The sequence below is a fragment of the Accumulibacter sp. genome, assembly GCF_036625195.1.
In the GTDB taxonomy this organism is placed as follows: Bacteria; Pseudomonadota; Gammaproteobacteria; order Burkholderiales; family Rhodocyclaceae; genus Accumulibacter.
Genome location: NZ_JAZKUG010000001.1, coordinates 4,278,035 through 4,293,738 on the forward strand (window position 1 = coordinate 4,278,035; position 15,704 = coordinate 4,293,738).

Sequence of the window (15,704 nt, forward strand, 5' to 3'; positions counted from 1 at the left end):
GAAGCGGGATGTGAGCGGTGGTTGCTACAAATGGCCTGGCCCCGAGAGGCCAGACCTCCATCTGCTGCGGATTCGCGCGCCATCACGGCGGGCTTTCTGCCGGCTGAACTCCGGCTGCGCTATGTATAGCGCGCGCCGGTCATGATAGGAAGCGCTACCAGTCCATCCAGACGATGTTGGTCGCGGTCGTAGCGGCCATGACCCTGCCGCCAGAGACGTCGAGCTGCGCGCCTGCGGGCACGGCAGAAAACGTCACGGCTGCCCCGTCCACAGCGTTCTTGACGACGACGTTTCCTGTGCCACCGACGTACAGCCGCTTGAACTGCAAGTCGGTGCTATCGCTCGGCGTCACGGCGCCGTAACGGACGGCCGAACTCGATGTTCTCACGTTGCTCATAGCGTTTTCCTTTGCTCGGTTGCTCTTGCCATCCGGCCGTCCCTATCGACTCCGCTCGCTGGCCGATAGAAAACGTTTGGCATGGGGAGAGTCGGCCACGGCCAACCGTATGCCACAACAGACCCAGCCGCCAACGCCTCCGGCGCGTCGATTGACGCTTCTGTCCCCCAGATGTGCCCGCGCGACTCGATGTGCGAAAGCTTCCAAGTGTCGGTCGTCGGGAAACGATTCGGCGGCCCGGTCACACAGAGACGATCGATGTGCCCCTGATACGTCTCGCTCATGCCTCGCCTCCTTCGATCCCCGATCGCATGCCGACATCAGGGTTCGCCGGGTACAGCGGCGACGTGTTCTGGGGCAGATTGGCCACCTCGGCGCCTTCTGGCGCCTGGGCGATCAACGGCGCTGCGTCGTGGTCGGGCATTCCCGCGGAGCGAAGAATCTGGTCTGCCGACAGAGCGACGCCGGGAATCATGGCGATCTGGTTCGCCGCCTGCGTCGCGCTGAAGAATCCCTCGACGGCCTTTGTCGCGGCCTCGGCTACGACCTTTTGAACCTGTGCGTCGATCAGCGGCTGCTGTTGGTTCAGCTTCTGCATTTCCAGCTCGTACCGCGCCTTGATCAGCGCCTGTTCGACGGCCGCTCTGATCTGCTCCTGCACCTCCTCCGGCGTGGCGCTGGCGCCGGCGTCCTTGATGGCCCGGATGAGATCCTCGCGATTCGGGATGTCCATGAGCGCCAACAGGAACGGCAGCATCAGCGGCTGGAACTGTGCCGGCGCCGCTTTGAACGCCTCGGACATCGCCGCGAGCTGCTGCTGCTTGAACGTCGCCGCAGACGGAACGTTGTCGACCACCACTTTGGTCTTGACGCGCTCGATGTCGTTGTTCAGATACCGCACTCCGGTCTGGTCGTCGGTCGCCGGCGAGTTGAGAATCACCGTCCTGTCCGGCCGGATCCCGCCGCCGTTGATGAACACCGACTCCTGCTTGCCGATGCCATCCTCGATGATCAGCGACAGCAACAGATCACCGACGGCCGCCCGGGCCGTCTTGAAGTTGTCGAGGATGTCCGCCAGGCTCTGATTGCTCTGCTCGACCTGGGAGTTGAACTGCACGCCGCTGGTCGTGTTGGAGTTTTGCCCTTGGAACTCGGAATAGATGCCGCCGACCCTGCGCAGACCGTCCCGGGAGTCCTGTAGGCGCTGGAACTGCTGCTGCGTCAACTGCAGATCGGTTTCGACCTTGAACAGACCGCCGTCGCGCATCGCCTTGTCGTCGAGCACGATGTCGGCGTCTGGCCGCGCTACCTCCTGCCGGAATTGCTCCTCGCTGCCGACGACGGCGCCCTTGGTGCGCACCACGCGTCGCGCCGACATCATCCACTGCGATTTGCTGTGCAAGGCGTTGATCTGATCCTGCAGGTACATCATCCCGCGCGCCAGGGCAAATGGAACGCCGGTCCTGTCTTCACGTTTGCCCCAGAACGGAACGTAGGGGAACTTGTTGTGCCGGTACGGGCTCGGCCCGTCGGACAGCTTGTGCGGCCCCATCCACCACGCCAGCCGGACCCGTGACACGATCGCCCACTCCAACTCGACCGCGCCTTCGGCGACGACGAGCTGGTGCATCGCATCGCGCTTGTCGTACTCGACCACCCGGCCATCCGGCGACTTGATCACCAGCGCGCGCTCCCAGCGGCGATACCAGACCTCGAACAGACAGACGCGGCGGTTGTGCAGGTCGCGCCACTCCTGCTCCTCAATCGTCCATCCGCGCTCCTGATCGGCCGAGGCGTACAACTGCGCCGAATCGCCGCCATCCAGCGTCAGCGAACTGTAGTCGAGTCCAAGCCACCCGGAGCTCGCGCTATCGATCAACGTCGCCTTGTCGTGGAACATCAGTTTCGGGATCCGCCGGTCGAACCACTTGCGCCGCACCAGATAGCGCGCGTTGCTCAGGTCCGGTTTTGCGAACCAGTCGTGAAAGATCTCGTTGCGATGGACCGCCTCGACGACGTACTGGTACCTGAACGGATCCTGCTCGCGGCCGACGTAAACCCACCCGAGACCGACCTTGATCTGCGGCGCGAATGCTTCGGAGCACGCCGTATCGGCCCCGGATCGCGCCTCAGCCTGGTGCAGCTTGTAGTTGAGTGCGTCGGCGACATCATCGCTGTCATCCTGCGAGTCGGGGAGCACCTTCCAGTCACCGCGGTTCCGAACCTCGAGCCCGAGCACGGCGTCAATCGTCGGTCCCATCAGCGGTTCTACCGCCGGAGGAATACCGAGTTCCTGCATTCGGGCAAGGATCTCGCTGTCGAGCTGGTTGCCGTCGCAGTAGTCCATCTCCTTGTCGGCCTTGGTGCGCCACGCCGGCTGATCCCGGATCTCGTCGAGGAATTGCGTGAACTCCTCCAGCGACAGTTCGACGCCATCACCTCTGCCTGCCATCCCTACAACCTCCAATCCGATGTGCGCCTTGACGACCGCGACGACTCCGAAACCGTTGCCACAACGAACGTGTCGCCCCGATCAGCCACCTGTCCGAACTGCCGAAAGGCGTCCGCGCCATGAGAGTCGTCATTGTGCTCATGATCGTCCGACCAACAACCTCGCGCGCGATCCCAGCGCTTGCGGTATCCCGATAGCCGCTTGATGCCTTGCTGGCATCCCGACTCATCGAACAGGCACGACGCAAACTGTCGGCGAGTCGCCTGTATCCCGGCCATCAGTTGCGTCACCCGCGGCACCACTCTGAAGCGCTGACCGGGCAGCAACTCTTCCAACATCTCGCGAATGCTCTGGTTGTGGTCCGCGTCTCGGCCGATCCGCTTGTGGTCCGCCTCGTGCGGCAGGTAGTGGGTGCCGAAAATGAAGCCGGTTTTCTGCAGCTCGGAAGCGTAGTGGTCGAGATCCTCGCCGCTTGCCTCGTAGTACCGGATGAACCGGTTTTCCGGCCCGACACGCTGGTGGAACCAGATGCACGTCATGTCGTCCTTGCCGATGTCCCAGAAGGTGTTCACCGGAGCCGAGACGCGCGGCAGACTCGGCACGATGCGGCCCTGCAGGCGCGCCGTGGTGATCTGAGTCGCGTAGTAGCAGCCTTCCATCGACACGGAAAAGGCCTCGTCCGGATAGCTCGGGTACTCCTGCCACATCAGCGGCGCCTCGTCGGCGAAGTCCGATCGCCGAGTAGCCACGTACCACGCGCGCTTGCGCAGCGAGATCGGGCGCCCGATGATCGACTCGACGCGCCGGAAATACTCTTGGTCATGATCGGTCATGACGACGAGGCCCGGATCGAGCTCATACTCGTCGGCGTCCCACCACGAGAAGAAATGAAAGCGGTAGTCCTTCTCGGTCAGCGGGCGCCTCGCGTCAGCGGCCGCCTTGGCGATTTGCGCGAGGTCGTAGAAGGCCCCGTCCTGCCCCTCGGCGGTGCTTTCGACCACCAGTACGCCGGACGTCGGCACGGCCGGAATCGAGCCGGTGAGCACCTCCCGGGCCTTGAACGGATACTTCGCGGCGATCTTCCCCAGCTCGCTGACGTGAAGCCGATGGATCGTGCCCGACCTCATCGATGTCGCGACCCGGATCGTCGCGCCGTTGTGCGCAAAGACCAGCTCCGTCGCCGTCTTCTTCTCGAGCGGGAATTCCTTCTTCAACCAGGCCGGCAGGTGCTCGTAGGCGAACACGACCTTCGTCCTGAAGATCTCCTCCGCAGCCTCTCGCTCGTGGGCGATGATCCCGCAGTAAACCGGCCCCGTGGAAAACAGCGCCGTGTCGAGCCATAGAATCGCCATCAGCGTAGTGATGCCACGCTGGCGTGCCTTGAGTACCAGGTTTCGATGCCACAGCTTAGCCAACAGCTTGCGCTGCACGACGTTCGGATCGAAACGGACTACCAACTCATCATGATCGTCTTCGCCTTTGGTGATGATCCAGTACAGCCGGCTCAGGCGAATGTCCGGGTCGTCAAGGATCTCCCGTATCGCCTCGATGCTCTCAGCGTCGAACAGCTCGTCGCCAGGCTGCCGGCTACTCGCTGCTGGCACCGCTTGGCTCCTGCCGGTCACCGTGGCTTTTCTTCGGCACAATCACCTTGCCGCCGAGCGACGCGAGCATGTCGCGTATCGGCGTAGCCTGCTGCTCGTTGTCCTTCTCGTACAGGCCCAGGTGCCTGGCCGCCTTCTCCAGCGCCGCGTTCTTGTCCCAGAACCGGTACTTGATCCGCCCGTTCGCGTCGATCTCGAAGGACGCCACCGCTGCGCGTGTCGCAGCATCCAACTCGTGCGGCAACTTCACGCGCCCGTCCGGGTGCATGATCCCGGACACGTCGGAGTGCGCCAGCTTCGCGATCTCGTCCAGCACACGGGCGGCTTCCAGGGTCGAAGCCTTTGCTGCTGCGGCACGCAAGGCGGCAGTCCTTGCTTTTACCTTGTAACTCGCCGCCATCCTGCTGGCAGCCTCGTGAACCGTTTCTGGCGCCCACCGCAATGACCGCGGGTACGCTTGTCGATACGCGTCGGACAGGCTCGACCCGGCAGCCACGGCCACAGCAAACTCCTCCTGCTGCGCCGTCAAACCATGCTCGTTGAACCGGCTCATGTCTTTGCCCGATACCGCATGTAACGCGGGTTCCTGGCCACATCCCGCACCGCATCGACCAAACCCCATCGTCTCAGGCACAGGAGGGCCCAGGCCACCGACGGGTGCTTGAGCTTGAGAGCGCAGCGGATCTCGCACTGCCTCCTGAACACGGGCTCCGATCGCAGGTACTCGAGAACCATGCCGGTCGCAGTGGTCTGCGACGGGCTCACCTTGCCGTATGCGCTCTCTCCGGATTGCACGCGATGCGCTGTGGCAAGTGCCGACAGCTGGGCGGCGAGGCTGTATGGATCGTGCGTCATGGCTGAACAACTCACCGCCCGGTCACCCTGCACGAACAACATGCCACCGGGGACCGCCGGCCGGCGTCGTAACGCTCGTCAAGCCCGTTGCAACCGATCACCGCCGATCCTCCATTCCGTCGAAACATCCGCCACGAGCTGTCGCGCCGCAGCGTCGCCGCGCTTCTCCGCCACCTTCGCGTAGTACGCCTTGCGGTTCTGCGCTGGCCACCGCATGACGGTCCGGGCCTCGCAGCGGGCTCTGTGCGCCTCGCTCCAGGTGCACGACGGCGAGTCGCATGGCCTAGACCCGCACATTCACGCCGCCACCCATTGCAGGCCGTCCCAGCGTTTCCGAAGATTTCGCCCGGTCTCGTCGCAGACGCCAGACGACTTGTGACCGGAGAGAATGCCAGCAAGCTGGCTGTCGCCGAGTTCAGCGCCGCGCCGCAGGAAATCGAGCGCCCACTGCGACCGCAGTCGCTTCGCCCACTCCAGCGGATCGAGCGTGTCCATGCTCGGCGTCGCAAGTTGCTTCATATCGGCGTCACGCTTCATGCCGCCTCACCACCCTTGAGCTGCCGCAGAAGGCCAGCGATCCGCCGCCTGAATTCGGGATCATTCGGCATCGGAGCGGGCGGCCCGCCGATCAAGCCGGCGATGCAAGCGCCCTTTGCGTTGATCGGAGGGGGCAACAATCCAGCGGCGTGCTGGCTGCTCAATCGCCCGCTTGCCACCGCGCGATCAAGTGCCGCCTGCCGGCGCACCGGATCGCTGCCGAGACTCGGGAACCACCTGGGGGACTCTGGCCGCTCGCGCAGAATCCGCTCATAGGCATCCCGGAAGGCCATGCGCGCGCCCACCTCGTCGCCAGCGTCGAGGATCGGCTGAACTATCCCAGCGGCCTCAGCTATCTGCTCGGTCCAGACCACCGTTTCCGCCTCGTCGTGGGACGACAGAACCAGTGCCCACGCCTCGTTCGCCGTCGGGTGTCCGCCCGGAGCGCTCGGGTCTGGCTGCCGGCATAGCTTCACGAACTCAGGCAGTGTCGGCGGCCATTCCCTGGTCATGCACCCAGCAATGCCGGCGGATAGCTCGTCGCGGCTGAGGGAACCGAGCGTTTCCGCCCAAACGATCTTGACGTTGCGCAAGTCGCAGCTCTTCCAAGCGTCTGCGAACTTGGCGCCGTACATCGCTTCGAAGCGGGCGAAGAGGCGCTCGATCCACTCTTCAGGCAATGCGGATGACTTCGGCTGTGATGTCGCGAGGGTTTGGTTTGTCGGCTGCATGGCGGTTGCGCCCGGTGAGTTCGTCGAGAGTTGCTTTGCGCTGGTCGTTGGTCGTCTGCCGCGGCCCGGCCCTTGCTTGCTGGCCAACCCAACCCGCCTCGAATCCCGCCCAACCCTTGGCGCAGCAGAGCGTCAAGGCATCCTGCAGGCCCATCCCGGACTTACCAGCCTCCCTGACGATGGCCCGCATCGCCGTAGCCGTCGATGCCGCCTTCTTTCCCCTGCGAAGGGTCAGGAAATCGGCGGCGGTCTGCCGGTCTGCCCCGTGCTCGATCAGGAAATCCGCGGCGTCGAAACGATCAGCGGCGACAGCCGCCGGCTTTTCTGGTCGCGCCTGTACCGGGTTACTTGCCGGCTGCGCCGGTGTTTGTTCTTCTCCTTTCCTTTCCTTTCCCTTCCCTTCCTTTCCCTTCCCTTCCGGTAGTGAGTCCTCACTGATTACTCCGTGAGGACTCACTGAGGACTCAGTGAGTGTTCCGTGAGTGCTCCGTGAGTCGTCACTGAGTTCTGCGTGAGAGGCCGCATCGGAATGGTCTGCTGCAACGGCTGTGCTCACTGAATCAGCGTCGTCCTTGCCGGCGGCCGAGGGTTGCGGCGCGTTGCGCGGCGGCTCGGGGTAGCGGGACGTTGATCCTATTTTCCTCTGTTAGCCGCTGTCGGGAAGCGGCAAGAGCAGGGTTGGCAACGCAGGGAGCACCTCTTTGCGCGGCTTGGCGGCCAGGATTCTCTCGATGATGTAGCGTACCAAAGCGGCCCAGCGTTCCGGTTTGGTCAACTGTGGCGCATTTGCCCTGATCGTCTCGAAAGCCTTGCGGCCACAGGCGATCATCGCTTTGATCTGATCGCCGGCGGCATGGGTCAGCGTGATCAGGAGGCGGGATTGCCCGGCATGCTGAGTGAGGCGCGCGACGCCAGAGAGGAGCAAGGGGCGGGAGGTGATGGCTTCCCGGCGAGTCTTCGGATGGGCGAGGCGAACGTACCAGCTCCACCAGTTGTAGATCAGAGCGACGGCTCGGGCCGACAGGTTGCAGCGCTCGAGATCCTGCGTCGTATAGCCACCCCACCCCCACTGGTTGGTCAGCTCGTCAAAGCCGTTCTCGCAGTCGGCCCGATCACGATACAACTGTCCGAGGGCCGCGAGATCGTAATCGCTGTGGGTCACCAGAACGGCGTACTCCCAGTTCTTCGCGAGTTCCTCGCTGTTGCCGAACGGGAGTCTGTCCTGGCCCTTGCCGGCCTTTCGCGCGCGCGCTTTGACGGTCGTCTCCGGCTTCTGGCGGGCGCGCCGGACCACCACCACCCGTCGGGCGCAGGTCCAACCCATCAGCTGGAGCTTGGCCTCCACGGCTTGCTCGCCAGCTCCGACATCCTGCCAGTCACCGTTCTTCCAAAGACGCTCGATCAAGCGAACCACTCCCGCGCTTTGCCGTAGCTTGAAGAGGTAGGGTTGATCGATCGCTTCCAGTTCCTTCATGATCCGCTCGACCCCGAAGCCGATGTCGCCGCGTACCAGACGCGGACGCGCCTCGGGCGGTAGGCGGCCGAGAATTTCGAGCAGTCGCGGCAAGCCGTGGCACCCTGCGATGGCCTTGCCACTCTGGACTTCGGCATCGAGTACCAGACGCATCCCGGAGATCCAGTACGTGTGAACGACATGGCTTGGCCGACCGGGCTTCACGGGGTTGTAACCGATCTCCGCCCCGGCCTGATGACCATAGAGCACCTTGACCGTCGTGTCGATGTCGAGAATCCACTGCGTCCACAAGGCTTTTAGAATGCTCTCGCTCAACGCCGTTTCCATCCAGGCGCCGGTCCGCGCCAAACGAGCTTCTCGCTCCAGACGCTCCGCTTCGGAACAGCGCTTCGGTGCGGGCGCCAAGTGCGCGAGCGCACGCCGCAGACTCTCGTCGCTGATGATCGCGCTCATGCCGAGGATCTCCGGCGCCACCCCATCGCTGCGCAGTCCCGTCACATGGGCATAACGGCGTTGTCCATCCAGAATCGACAGCAGCCAAGTGCCCAGGACATTGCGCACAGACGGCGCATTCGGGCTCGTGTACGCCATCGGGCAGCCTTCCAGCCAACGCTCGAACAACCCCGAGAACTCCAGGAACTCCGCGAAGAACGCGAGCTGCCCCAGCGCCGTGGCGCTGCCACCCTCGTCCCAGCGAACCTGAAAGCGGCCCCCCGGTGTCGTCACCCGCAAGGTCTCTGCTACGACGGCACCCGGCGCGCTCAGCGCGTTCTGAACCGCCACCACCACCGCTCTTTGCTCGAAATGCTCTTCACCCATTGGGTGATCCCCCCTTCTCGGCTGAAACCCGCATCACATCACGGTCTCGGCCGGTTTGGCGAGTGTCAACTGAGGAAAATAGGTTGATGGACGATTGATGAGCTGATGGTGCCAGCCGGTGACGGACCACCAATTTCTGCCGTCAGCGGAGAACTCGAGGAGCAGGCCCTGCTTGACCATCTCGGCCACCCACTGCTCCACCTGGGCGGCGGTCACGTCGTCGGCCGGGAACACCTCGGCCTTGAGCGTCTTTGGAGATGCCGGGTGCACGCCCCGATCATCACAGAAATTCCAGAGGCCGATGAAGGCCAATCGCGCCAGCGGCGAGAGTTCCATCACCTGCTCGGATGTCCAGAACTCAGGCTTGATTGTGCGAATGCGGGCCATCAGGTTGATCTTCCTTCCACGATCGCCAGCGCCTCCTCAACCGAGCACGCAACCCCGGCCAGCCCTCCGGCCGACGCCACCTGATCGAGATACTGGCGCTGCTCCAGCGTCACAGTCCTGCGTGTCGAAGGCCGCTTCACTTCGATCGCGATCACCTTGCCGTCGCTCGAGAATCCGTCCAGATCGACGCGGCCCTTTGCGCAGGACCGGATGAACCGCGACGGCTTCCCGTCCTTGCCGACCAGGCGCCCGGCCATGACATTGATGCGCTCGATCCGCGCCACGGCAGGATGCAGCGACAGCGCGCGCAGAATGGCCCGCTGGATGTCGATTTCTGGCGGTTCCAGACGACGCACAGTGCCTGGCCTGCGCCGCTTTGGTTGCGCCGGCATCTCGGACGGCGGCACGAGCGGCGGCTGCACGGCCGATTCAGCCAGGTAGTCTGTCCAACGGCGGCGCATGGTCATTTCGCTGCGCACTCCGGGCATATCCATCCGCCGAGCTGATATTTCCTTCGCCCGGCCGTAGATTTCAGTTCGCCCAAGCATTTCCTGCACTTGTATGCGTATGCCGTAACGGTCGACGCCTTTCTGACGTTCCTGTCGGTGCGCTGGCGAAACTCTGCCAGCGCCAGCGGATGGGTGTTGAACAGGCTCACGCTTCGCCCTTCTGCCGCATCCGCATCAGCCTGTACATCCGCCAGCAAGCCGCCCACTGCTGCGCCGCCGTGAGCAGCGCATGCTGCCGAGAAAATTGCCTGACGCGCCTTTTCACGCACATACCCTTGCCTCCGGCGAGTGGTCGATAGACGCGTGCGACGACTTGCACGAGGAGCAAATCCGGTTTCTCGTTTTGTCCCACGACTTGAACGGCCGCCTGCAGCACATGCACGGGATCTCTTCCGCCGTCGTTTGTGCCGCCCCCTTGGAGGCGCGAATCACCTTTGCCTCAACATCATTCAGCAGCGGCACCACGTCTGTACCGAGAGCTTTGCGCAGCCGGATCAGACGCGACGAGACCGTCTTCGGATTGCGATCGAGCTCGATCCCGATCGATACCAGGGTCATGCCGTCGCGGTACATGCGCACCAGCTCGCGGTCGTCGCGCGACATCTCTTCTGGAGTTTTCGGCACCGCGGCTCCGACCGACTTACCGCTTGCCTCAATCCGTCGAGCCGCCTCTTCGTCGCTCAGGGTCGCCGGCAGCTGGCGCAGCGCCGTGATGCGCGAGGTCAGCATCCGCTCGTGGCGCCCAAGTTGACGCGAGATTTCCTTGTACGGGATGCCGGCATCGCGCATCTCGAGCAGTTTCCTGTCGAACGGAATCAGGCGGTCGAGAGCCGCTGATAGCGGCAGGTTGCGCGGCTTGTCTGATGACCTGGCCATCGTCTACCTACCAGGACCAAGGTAGATCGGCGCGTTCAGCATGTGCCGCAGTTCGGCCAGGTACCCACCGAGCGCGGCGTTCACGATGCGCACCGGCAGGCAGACCACCGACTCGATGCGCTTGCGGCGCACGGTCGCCTTGAACTCCGGCGTTTCGCTCAGATACGGCCCATTCATGACAGCACCCCCAGGCGCTTCGCCTCCCTGAGACCGGCTGCCGCCTTGGTCCTGATGCTCTCCATGTTCTGCCGCGGAGTCGTCGACCTGGGGTCCGACAGGTCGTGGACGTCGGCCAGGATGCAGTGCAGATAGCGCGCAAGATCGAGCACCTGCTTGTCGTTCTCGCCGCTCATGTCCCCGATCCTCCAAGCAGGTCGTCGCAGCCGTCCGCTCCGCTCAGGGCTGTGACCGACAGGCCGTCGCGCAGCCCGATCAGCACGAGTTCGACTTGCGCCAAAGCCGTGCGCAGGCGACCGATCTCGGCCTTCAGCAGCGCGATTTCTTCGTCGCGCGTATCCACCAACACCGGCAGAGCCGACAGATCGTCAGCGGAGATCCCGCCGTAGCCGTCGATCAGCTCGCCCAATTTTTCAAAGTCCACCGCCACCGTCATTTCCTCCGTTCTTGGTCCACCACCACCGGCTTGTCGCCGGCAACCCTGACCACTACTCTGGCCTCATGCAACTTCTGCTTCGCCCACTGATCCAGCAGCGCATTGATCACCGCCGTCCTGCACTTGCCGGTCGCCGAGCAATAGCCGTCGATCACAGCGACGGTCTCGGCGGCGGCATCAAAGCGGATTTCGGGCATCTCGAAGATTCAAAAAAATGCCGGCCGACGCGGAGTGCTCACGCGCCGGCCGACGAAGCCCGGCTGGGGTTGCCGGGTGGGCAGGAAGGAATTGGCGGTTGTCCGCAGTTCGATAGAATGGTGATGCCACTCGACCGATCCACCGAAAGGGACAACCATGGACGTTTCATACATCGGCGCCACCGTCAGCGCTTTGAATGCCGCCAAGGACATCGCCAAGGCCGCCGTCGGAATCAGGGACTTCAACGCGTGGGCAACCACGGTTTCGCAACTCAACGACCAGATCCTCAGGGCTCAGGACTCGCTGTTCTCTCATCAGTCGCAGCTGATAGCTCTCCAGGAAGAACTGCGAAAGGCGAAGGAGAGCTTGCGACTCGCCGAGAAGTTGCTGGAGGACAGAAGCCGCTACGAGCTTGTCGAACTCTCCGCCGGCGTCTTCGTATATCGCAACAAGGTTCTGGACGTGCCGTCCGCGACTCATACGGAGGTCCGTCACCTCCTGTGCCAACCGTGCTTCGATGCTGGCCGAAAGGCCGTCTTGATCCGACACGAGAGCCACACCACTATCTGTCATGGCTGCCCTCTCTGCCACGTGGAATACATGGAATCGACGAAGGAATGCACGTCGGACTCACGCCCAGCGCGCCATTGGATGGCTTAGGGCTCACGCCGCCTCCTCGACGGGCGCCGAGTGATTGGCGTCGGCCAGCTCAGGCCAGATTCGCGCCCAATCGTCCGGTCGCAGATCCCTACGGGTGACAGCGCCGCCGGTAGCGCGCTCGATGGCGGCGCACAGTTCTGCCGGGAATCGGCGCTTGCCGTCTCTCCAGAAACACACCGCCTGCGGGCTGACCCCGAGAACGGCTGCCGTTTTCGACGGCCCGCCAATGATCTCGATTGCCTTGTGGATTTCGCTCATGCAAATAATTCTACGAGTGTAGATTTTTGGTGTCAACACTTGTGGTTGCATGCCGTTCTACAGATGTTTAACTTTCGACCATGGCGCTAGGGAAGAACATTCGAAGGCACAGGACCGCCCAGGGTCTGACGCTGGAGCAACTTTCCGAGCGCTCGGGTGTTGACGTGGGGACGATCAGCGCCCTCGAGAACCGCGACAGCGTTCGCTCAAGATATGCCTCAGCGATTGCGCGCGGACTCGGCATGAGCGTCGAAGAGCTGGAACATGACGGACCGATCGCCGCTGCCGATCCGACAGCAATGGCAATGCGTCACGCCCCCACCGAACCCGGCGACAACCGCCTTCCTGTTCGACGCGTCAGGTTCAAGATCTCGGCCGGGATCAGCGGCTACGAGATCGAGTACGAGGACGGCGAGAGTGAGCCCATCTTCATGGCGCGCCGCTGGTTTGATCAGCACGGCTACCGGCCGGACCGGCTGCTGGCAATCAAGGTGACGGGGCGCAGCATGGAGCCCAGCCTGTACGATGGCGACCTGGTCATCGTCAACCTCGACGACACCCGTCTGCAGGATGGCCAGGTCTTCGCCGCCAACTACGAGGGCGAGCTGGTCATCAAGCGCTTGAAGCGCGACGCACAGCAGTGGTTCCTGTCATCCGACTCGCCGGACAAGATCCGCTTCGGCGACAAGCGCTGCACCGACGGTTGCGGCCTGATCGGGAGGGTCGTTTACAAGCAGAGCGAGCACATATGACGCGATCCATCACGGTCCATTTCTGCGTCACGACCTTGTTGATTCGCTACTTGAGATACAGAGCCATACCAACCAACTCGGGTTTGTGGATCTTTCGGCAGTCCGCGAAGAACTAATGGAGTAGGGAGAGTGCGGGTTTCACGTGCCGGACCCCGCCACCAGCGCGGATCGTCAATGGATAGTTCTGTCATGCGGACTCCATGATGCCATGATAGCCATTTGCTATTGCGTCGCTTCGATTGTTTCAGTCAAGCCGCGAACCAGGCCTTGCTGGACAAGATCCTGCAGATCGACGGCGGCGCGACGATGGACGATCTCATCGCCGAGACCTTGATCGAAGACGCGCACGGGCAGCAAGCATCGCGCCGTCAATGGCGATCCTGACGAACCGTTGCCGATGTGCCCGCCCCCGGGCAGGAGGCGGCTCGCCGTGCCAGAATTGGCTTGATTCCGAGAACCTGTAAGCCTATGCTGCAATCCAAGACAGGGCCGCTACCGACGTATTGAAGGGAAGGAAGACATGCCAGAGCAACACGAAGACCTGGTCCGGATGAAAGATCGCATCGCCCGCATTGCGGAAACCAGCGAAACGGTCAGCATCAACCTGCTGGCGGCCATCGACGAAACGCTCGGGGCGCTGCATGGAATGGCTAGCGTCATGTCCGGCATTTTTCAAATGCTGGACAAGTCAGCCGAGGAAATCGCGAGCATGCCGGTGATCGTAGGCAGATACATTGACGAGGACGACGCGGTCATCACATCGATGGACCGGGCGATCCTGGAACTGAAAACTCTCCTGTATCGCTTGGTTCTTCGGCACTCCCTGGTCGACAGGGATGGTCGCCTGAAAGACCATCACTGCGAATCGCTGCACGACGCCTACGAGCGCGTGGAAAGCGAGGTTGCCGGACTGATCGAGGTCCTGCACAACACCCGTGCAGCGGTCATTGCTCATGACCTGAGGGCCGAGCCGAGGGAAGGAATGGAAACCTTCGCCACCGTCGAGGAGCTGGTCGCGAGCCTGCGCTGCGCGTGACGGTCATCGGCGCAGGCGGGGTATCCATCGCCTCCTGGAAGAAGTCCAAGAGGTTCCACCGCGACTACGACAAGCTCTCGACCGATCTGCGCGACCGCGTAGACGCCAAGCTGCAGGATCTCGTTCGGGCAGCCAGGCCGCCCGGCTTGGTCTTCGAGAAGCTCAAAGGACACTCGTCCCCGGACATCTATAGCCTGCACGTCACCGGCAACTACAAGGTGACGATGGAGATCGATGGTAGTTGCGCCGTTCTCAGGCGCGTTGGCGACCACGACGACATAGATCGGGCGCCCTGAGCGATCCACCCTGCTGGATAGGCGCCCCACGTACCGTCTCTAATTCTTCGGTCCGTCCAGCTTCTTGAACGCGCGCTGCGTAGCCTTGATGCTCTTCTTCGTATCGGAAATAGGCGCGGACAGGGGCAGGAGTTCTGGCGGATGGCCCGAGATCTGCATCACCGCGTTTCGCACGATCCGCCCTACCGTCTCCGCCGCGGTCTCCAGCGGCTGCTGGCCATGGATGCGTTCGTTCCGGATCTTTGCCTCGGTCTGCGTCAGCCGGAACAGATTGGCTGCCAGCTCGTCGCGGCCCATCCGATCCAGCAAGGTGCCCGGGCCTTCGAAGCGCTTGAAGTTCTTCAGCTTCCAGATCGGCATGTTGTACATGCCCACGTACCCGGCATTCTGGAATCGCGCGTAATCCACCACTCCGCTTTGCTTGGCAGTGCCGGCGAGAGACTTCTCGTGACTTGAGATCTCTCCACGCACCACCAGCCGTTCCACTTCCGCGTTTTGCTGCATCGCCTCCCAGAACGACTCGGCCAGGCTCGCGAAGAAGCCCTGTGCCTGCGCCACCATGGGATTCCTGGGGTCGGCATTCATCACTGTCAGGTAGCAGGCGAACCGCGACAGCCGGTACTCCGGCGTGCGACCCTGCTCCAGCGCCGTGAAGTTCTCGGCCACGCTGATGTTGAGCATCATGCACACCCCAAGCGCCTTGTTCAGCGCCTTGTGCAGCGGCTCGGTGTCGGCGTAACCCAAGGCTCGGGCCAAGTCTGAGGCCATCCAGAAGCGGAACCCGTTCTGCTGCGCCAGCAGCTCAAACGGTGGCGGATCGCCGTCAAAGGCGGTTGCTACAGGCAGGTCGTCCATCAAGACATCACCCAGTTGGATCAGCGGTTGCTGCGGCCCAGAAGATAGCACCAACGAGCGACCAGGTACACGGCCGGCGAGCCGAAACCCCAGCTCGCCCCCCTCCCGGCATCCCCCACGCCATACCCCGCGCACCCGCCCATAGCCGCCCGCGCGAAGCAGACCAGCGTCAGCGTCGCCGGGGCATGGTGCACTATTCTACGCCTGTTGACATTGCGCAATCTACGCTTGTAGAATTCACCTCAACGGTTCGCGAGTGCATCAAGCCCCTCACCAAGGCTGCGGCGAGTCTTTCTGATCTCCACTCGACCGAATCAAGCGCCAAGCCGGCGTGTTTGGACAAGCCACGACCGGCAGAAGCGCTGCTCAGCGAGCCGTTGCTGTTGAGCGCCTTG

At 63.1% G+C, this 15,704-nt stretch carries 23 protein-coding genes; 4 read left to right on the forward strand and 19 right to left on the reverse strand.

Annotated features, from left to right (window positions below):
- Positions 1–154 precede the first annotated feature (154 nt).
- The 17 genes from V5B60_RS18785 to V5B60_RS18860 all read right to left on the reverse strand — a co-directional run bounded on the left by V5B60_RS18785 (position 155) and on the right by V5B60_RS18860 (position 11,451).
- Positions 155–397 (reverse strand): spike base protein, RCAP_Rcc01079 family, encoded by a 243-nt coding sequence (locus V5B60_RS18785; protein WP_332349137.1) that lies wholly within the window; start codon positions 395–397, stop codon positions 155–157.
- Positions 398–677: 280 nt separating this feature from the next.
- Positions 678–2,849 (reverse strand): hypothetical protein, encoded by a 2,172-nt coding sequence (locus tag V5B60_RS18790; protein WP_332349139.1) that lies wholly within the window; start codon positions 2,847–2,849, stop codon positions 678–680.
- Positions 2,850–2,851: 2 nt separating this feature from the next.
- A complete protein-coding gene (locus tag V5B60_RS18795; RefSeq protein ID WP_332349141.1) occupies positions 2,852–4,474 on the reverse strand; it encodes a terminase in 1,623 nt (540 codons plus the stop codon).
- Positions 4,437–5,006, reverse strand: coding sequence for a terminase small subunit (locus V5B60_RS18800; protein WP_332349143.1), 570 nt, complete (start codon positions 5,004–5,006; stop codon positions 4,437–4,439). Before V5B60_RS18800 ends, V5B60_RS18795 begins: the two co-directional genes overlap by 38 nt.
- Positions 5,007–5,386: 380 nt before the next feature.
- Positions 5,387–5,605: a DUF7696 family protein gene (locus V5B60_RS22300; RefSeq protein WP_434735345.1), complete on the reverse strand. Its 219-nt coding sequence runs from the start codon at positions 5,603–5,605 to the stop codon at positions 5,387–5,389.
- Entirely contained in the window at positions 5,606–5,845 is a 240-nt protein-coding gene (locus V5B60_RS18805) for a hypothetical protein (RefSeq protein WP_332349145.1), read from the reverse strand. It abuts the gene before it with no gap.
- A complete protein-coding gene (locus V5B60_RS18810; protein WP_332349147.1) occupies positions 5,842–6,438 on the reverse strand; it encodes a hypothetical protein in 597 nt (198 codons plus the stop codon). Before V5B60_RS18810 ends, V5B60_RS18805 begins: the two co-directional genes overlap by 4 nt.
- 79 nt (positions 6,439–6,517) lie before the next feature.
- Complete coding sequence (locus tag V5B60_RS18815) at positions 6,518–7,033, reverse strand: hypothetical protein (RefSeq protein WP_332349149.1); 516 nt, start codon at positions 7,031–7,033, stop codon at positions 6,518–6,520.
- Between the two features lie 189 nt (positions 7,034–7,222).
- Entirely contained in the window at positions 7,223–8,869 is a 1,647-nt protein-coding gene (locus V5B60_RS18820; protein WP_332346689.1) for a transposase, read from the reverse strand.
- Positions 8,870–8,902: 33 nt separating this feature from the next.
- Entirely contained in the window at positions 8,903–9,256 is a 354-nt protein-coding gene (locus V5B60_RS18825; protein WP_332349151.1) for a hypothetical protein, read from the reverse strand.
- Positions 9,256–9,723, reverse strand: a complete 468-nt coding sequence (locus V5B60_RS18830) for a VRR-NUC domain-containing protein (protein ID WP_332349152.1) — start codon at positions 9,721–9,723, stop codon at positions 9,256–9,258. The genes V5B60_RS18825 and V5B60_RS18830 overlap by 1 nt, the downstream gene beginning before the upstream one ends.
- Complete coding sequence (locus V5B60_RS18835; RefSeq protein ID WP_332349154.1) at positions 9,720–10,034, reverse strand: hypothetical protein; 315 nt, start codon at positions 10,032–10,034, stop codon at positions 9,720–9,722. Before V5B60_RS18835 ends, V5B60_RS18830 begins: the two co-directional genes overlap by 4 nt.
- Complete coding sequence (locus tag V5B60_RS18840; RefSeq protein WP_332349156.1) at positions 10,027–10,641, reverse strand: hypothetical protein; 615 nt, start codon at positions 10,639–10,641, stop codon at positions 10,027–10,029. The genes V5B60_RS18835 and V5B60_RS18840 overlap by 8 nt, the downstream gene beginning before the upstream one ends.
- 3 nt (positions 10,642–10,644) lie before the next feature.
- Complete coding sequence (locus V5B60_RS18845) at positions 10,645–10,818, reverse strand: hypothetical protein (RefSeq protein WP_332349158.1); 174 nt, start codon at positions 10,816–10,818, stop codon at positions 10,645–10,647.
- Positions 10,815–10,994: a hypothetical protein gene (locus V5B60_RS18850; protein ID WP_332349160.1), complete on the reverse strand. Its 180-nt coding sequence runs from the start codon at positions 10,992–10,994 to the stop codon at positions 10,815–10,817. The genes V5B60_RS18845 and V5B60_RS18850 overlap by 4 nt, the downstream gene beginning before the upstream one ends.
- Positions 10,991–11,248 (reverse strand): hypothetical protein, encoded by a 258-nt coding sequence (locus tag V5B60_RS18855; protein ID WP_332349162.1) that lies wholly within the window; start codon positions 11,246–11,248, stop codon positions 10,991–10,993. Before V5B60_RS18855 ends, V5B60_RS18850 begins: the two co-directional genes overlap by 4 nt.
- A 2-nt stretch (positions 11,249–11,250) precedes the next feature.
- The gene (locus V5B60_RS18860) at positions 11,251–11,451 is read right to left on the reverse strand and encodes a hypothetical protein (RefSeq protein ID WP_332349164.1); all 201 of its coding nucleotides are present in this window, start codon (positions 11,449–11,451) and stop codon (positions 11,251–11,253) included.
- A 157-nt stretch (positions 11,452–11,608) separates the two neighbouring features.
- On the opposite strand from V5B60_RS18860, the gene V5B60_RS18865 reads away from it, so the two are divergent.
- Positions 11,609–12,112 carry a hypothetical protein gene (locus tag V5B60_RS18865; protein WP_332349166.1) on the forward strand — a complete coding sequence of 168 codons (504 nt, stop codon included), beginning with the start codon at positions 11,609–11,611 and terminating at the stop codon, positions 12,110–12,112.
- Between the two features lie 3 nt (positions 12,113–12,115).
- On the opposite strand, the gene V5B60_RS18870 is transcribed toward V5B60_RS18865, so the two are convergent.
- Entirely contained in the window at positions 12,116–12,370 is a 255-nt protein-coding gene (locus tag V5B60_RS18870; protein ID WP_332349168.1) for a transcriptional regulator, read from the reverse strand.
- 80 nt (positions 12,371–12,450) lie between these two features.
- Between V5B60_RS18870 and V5B60_RS18875 the strand changes: the two genes are divergently transcribed.
- From V5B60_RS18875 to V5B60_RS18885, 3 genes are all read left to right on the forward strand, one after another.
- On the forward strand, positions 12,451–13,122 hold the full coding sequence (locus V5B60_RS18875) for an XRE family transcriptional regulator (protein WP_332349170.1): 672 nt from the start codon (positions 12,451–12,453) through the stop codon (positions 13,120–13,122).
- A gap of 520 nt (positions 13,123–13,642) precedes the next feature.
- On the forward strand, positions 13,643–14,158 hold the full coding sequence (locus V5B60_RS18880) for a hypothetical protein (protein ID WP_332349172.1): 516 nt from the start codon (positions 13,643–13,645) through the stop codon (positions 14,156–14,158).
- Complete coding sequence (locus V5B60_RS18885; protein WP_332349174.1) at positions 14,155–14,454, forward strand: hypothetical protein; 300 nt, start codon at positions 14,155–14,157, stop codon at positions 14,452–14,454. Before V5B60_RS18880 ends, V5B60_RS18885 begins: the two co-directional genes overlap by 4 nt.
- Before the next feature lie 39 nt (positions 14,455–14,493).
- On the opposite strand, the gene V5B60_RS18890 is transcribed toward V5B60_RS18885, so the two are convergent.
- Positions 14,494–15,309 (reverse strand): hypothetical protein, encoded by an 816-nt coding sequence (locus V5B60_RS18890; protein ID WP_332349176.1) that lies wholly within the window; start codon positions 15,307–15,309, stop codon positions 14,494–14,496.
- Positions 15,310–15,704 lie beyond the last annotated feature (395 nt).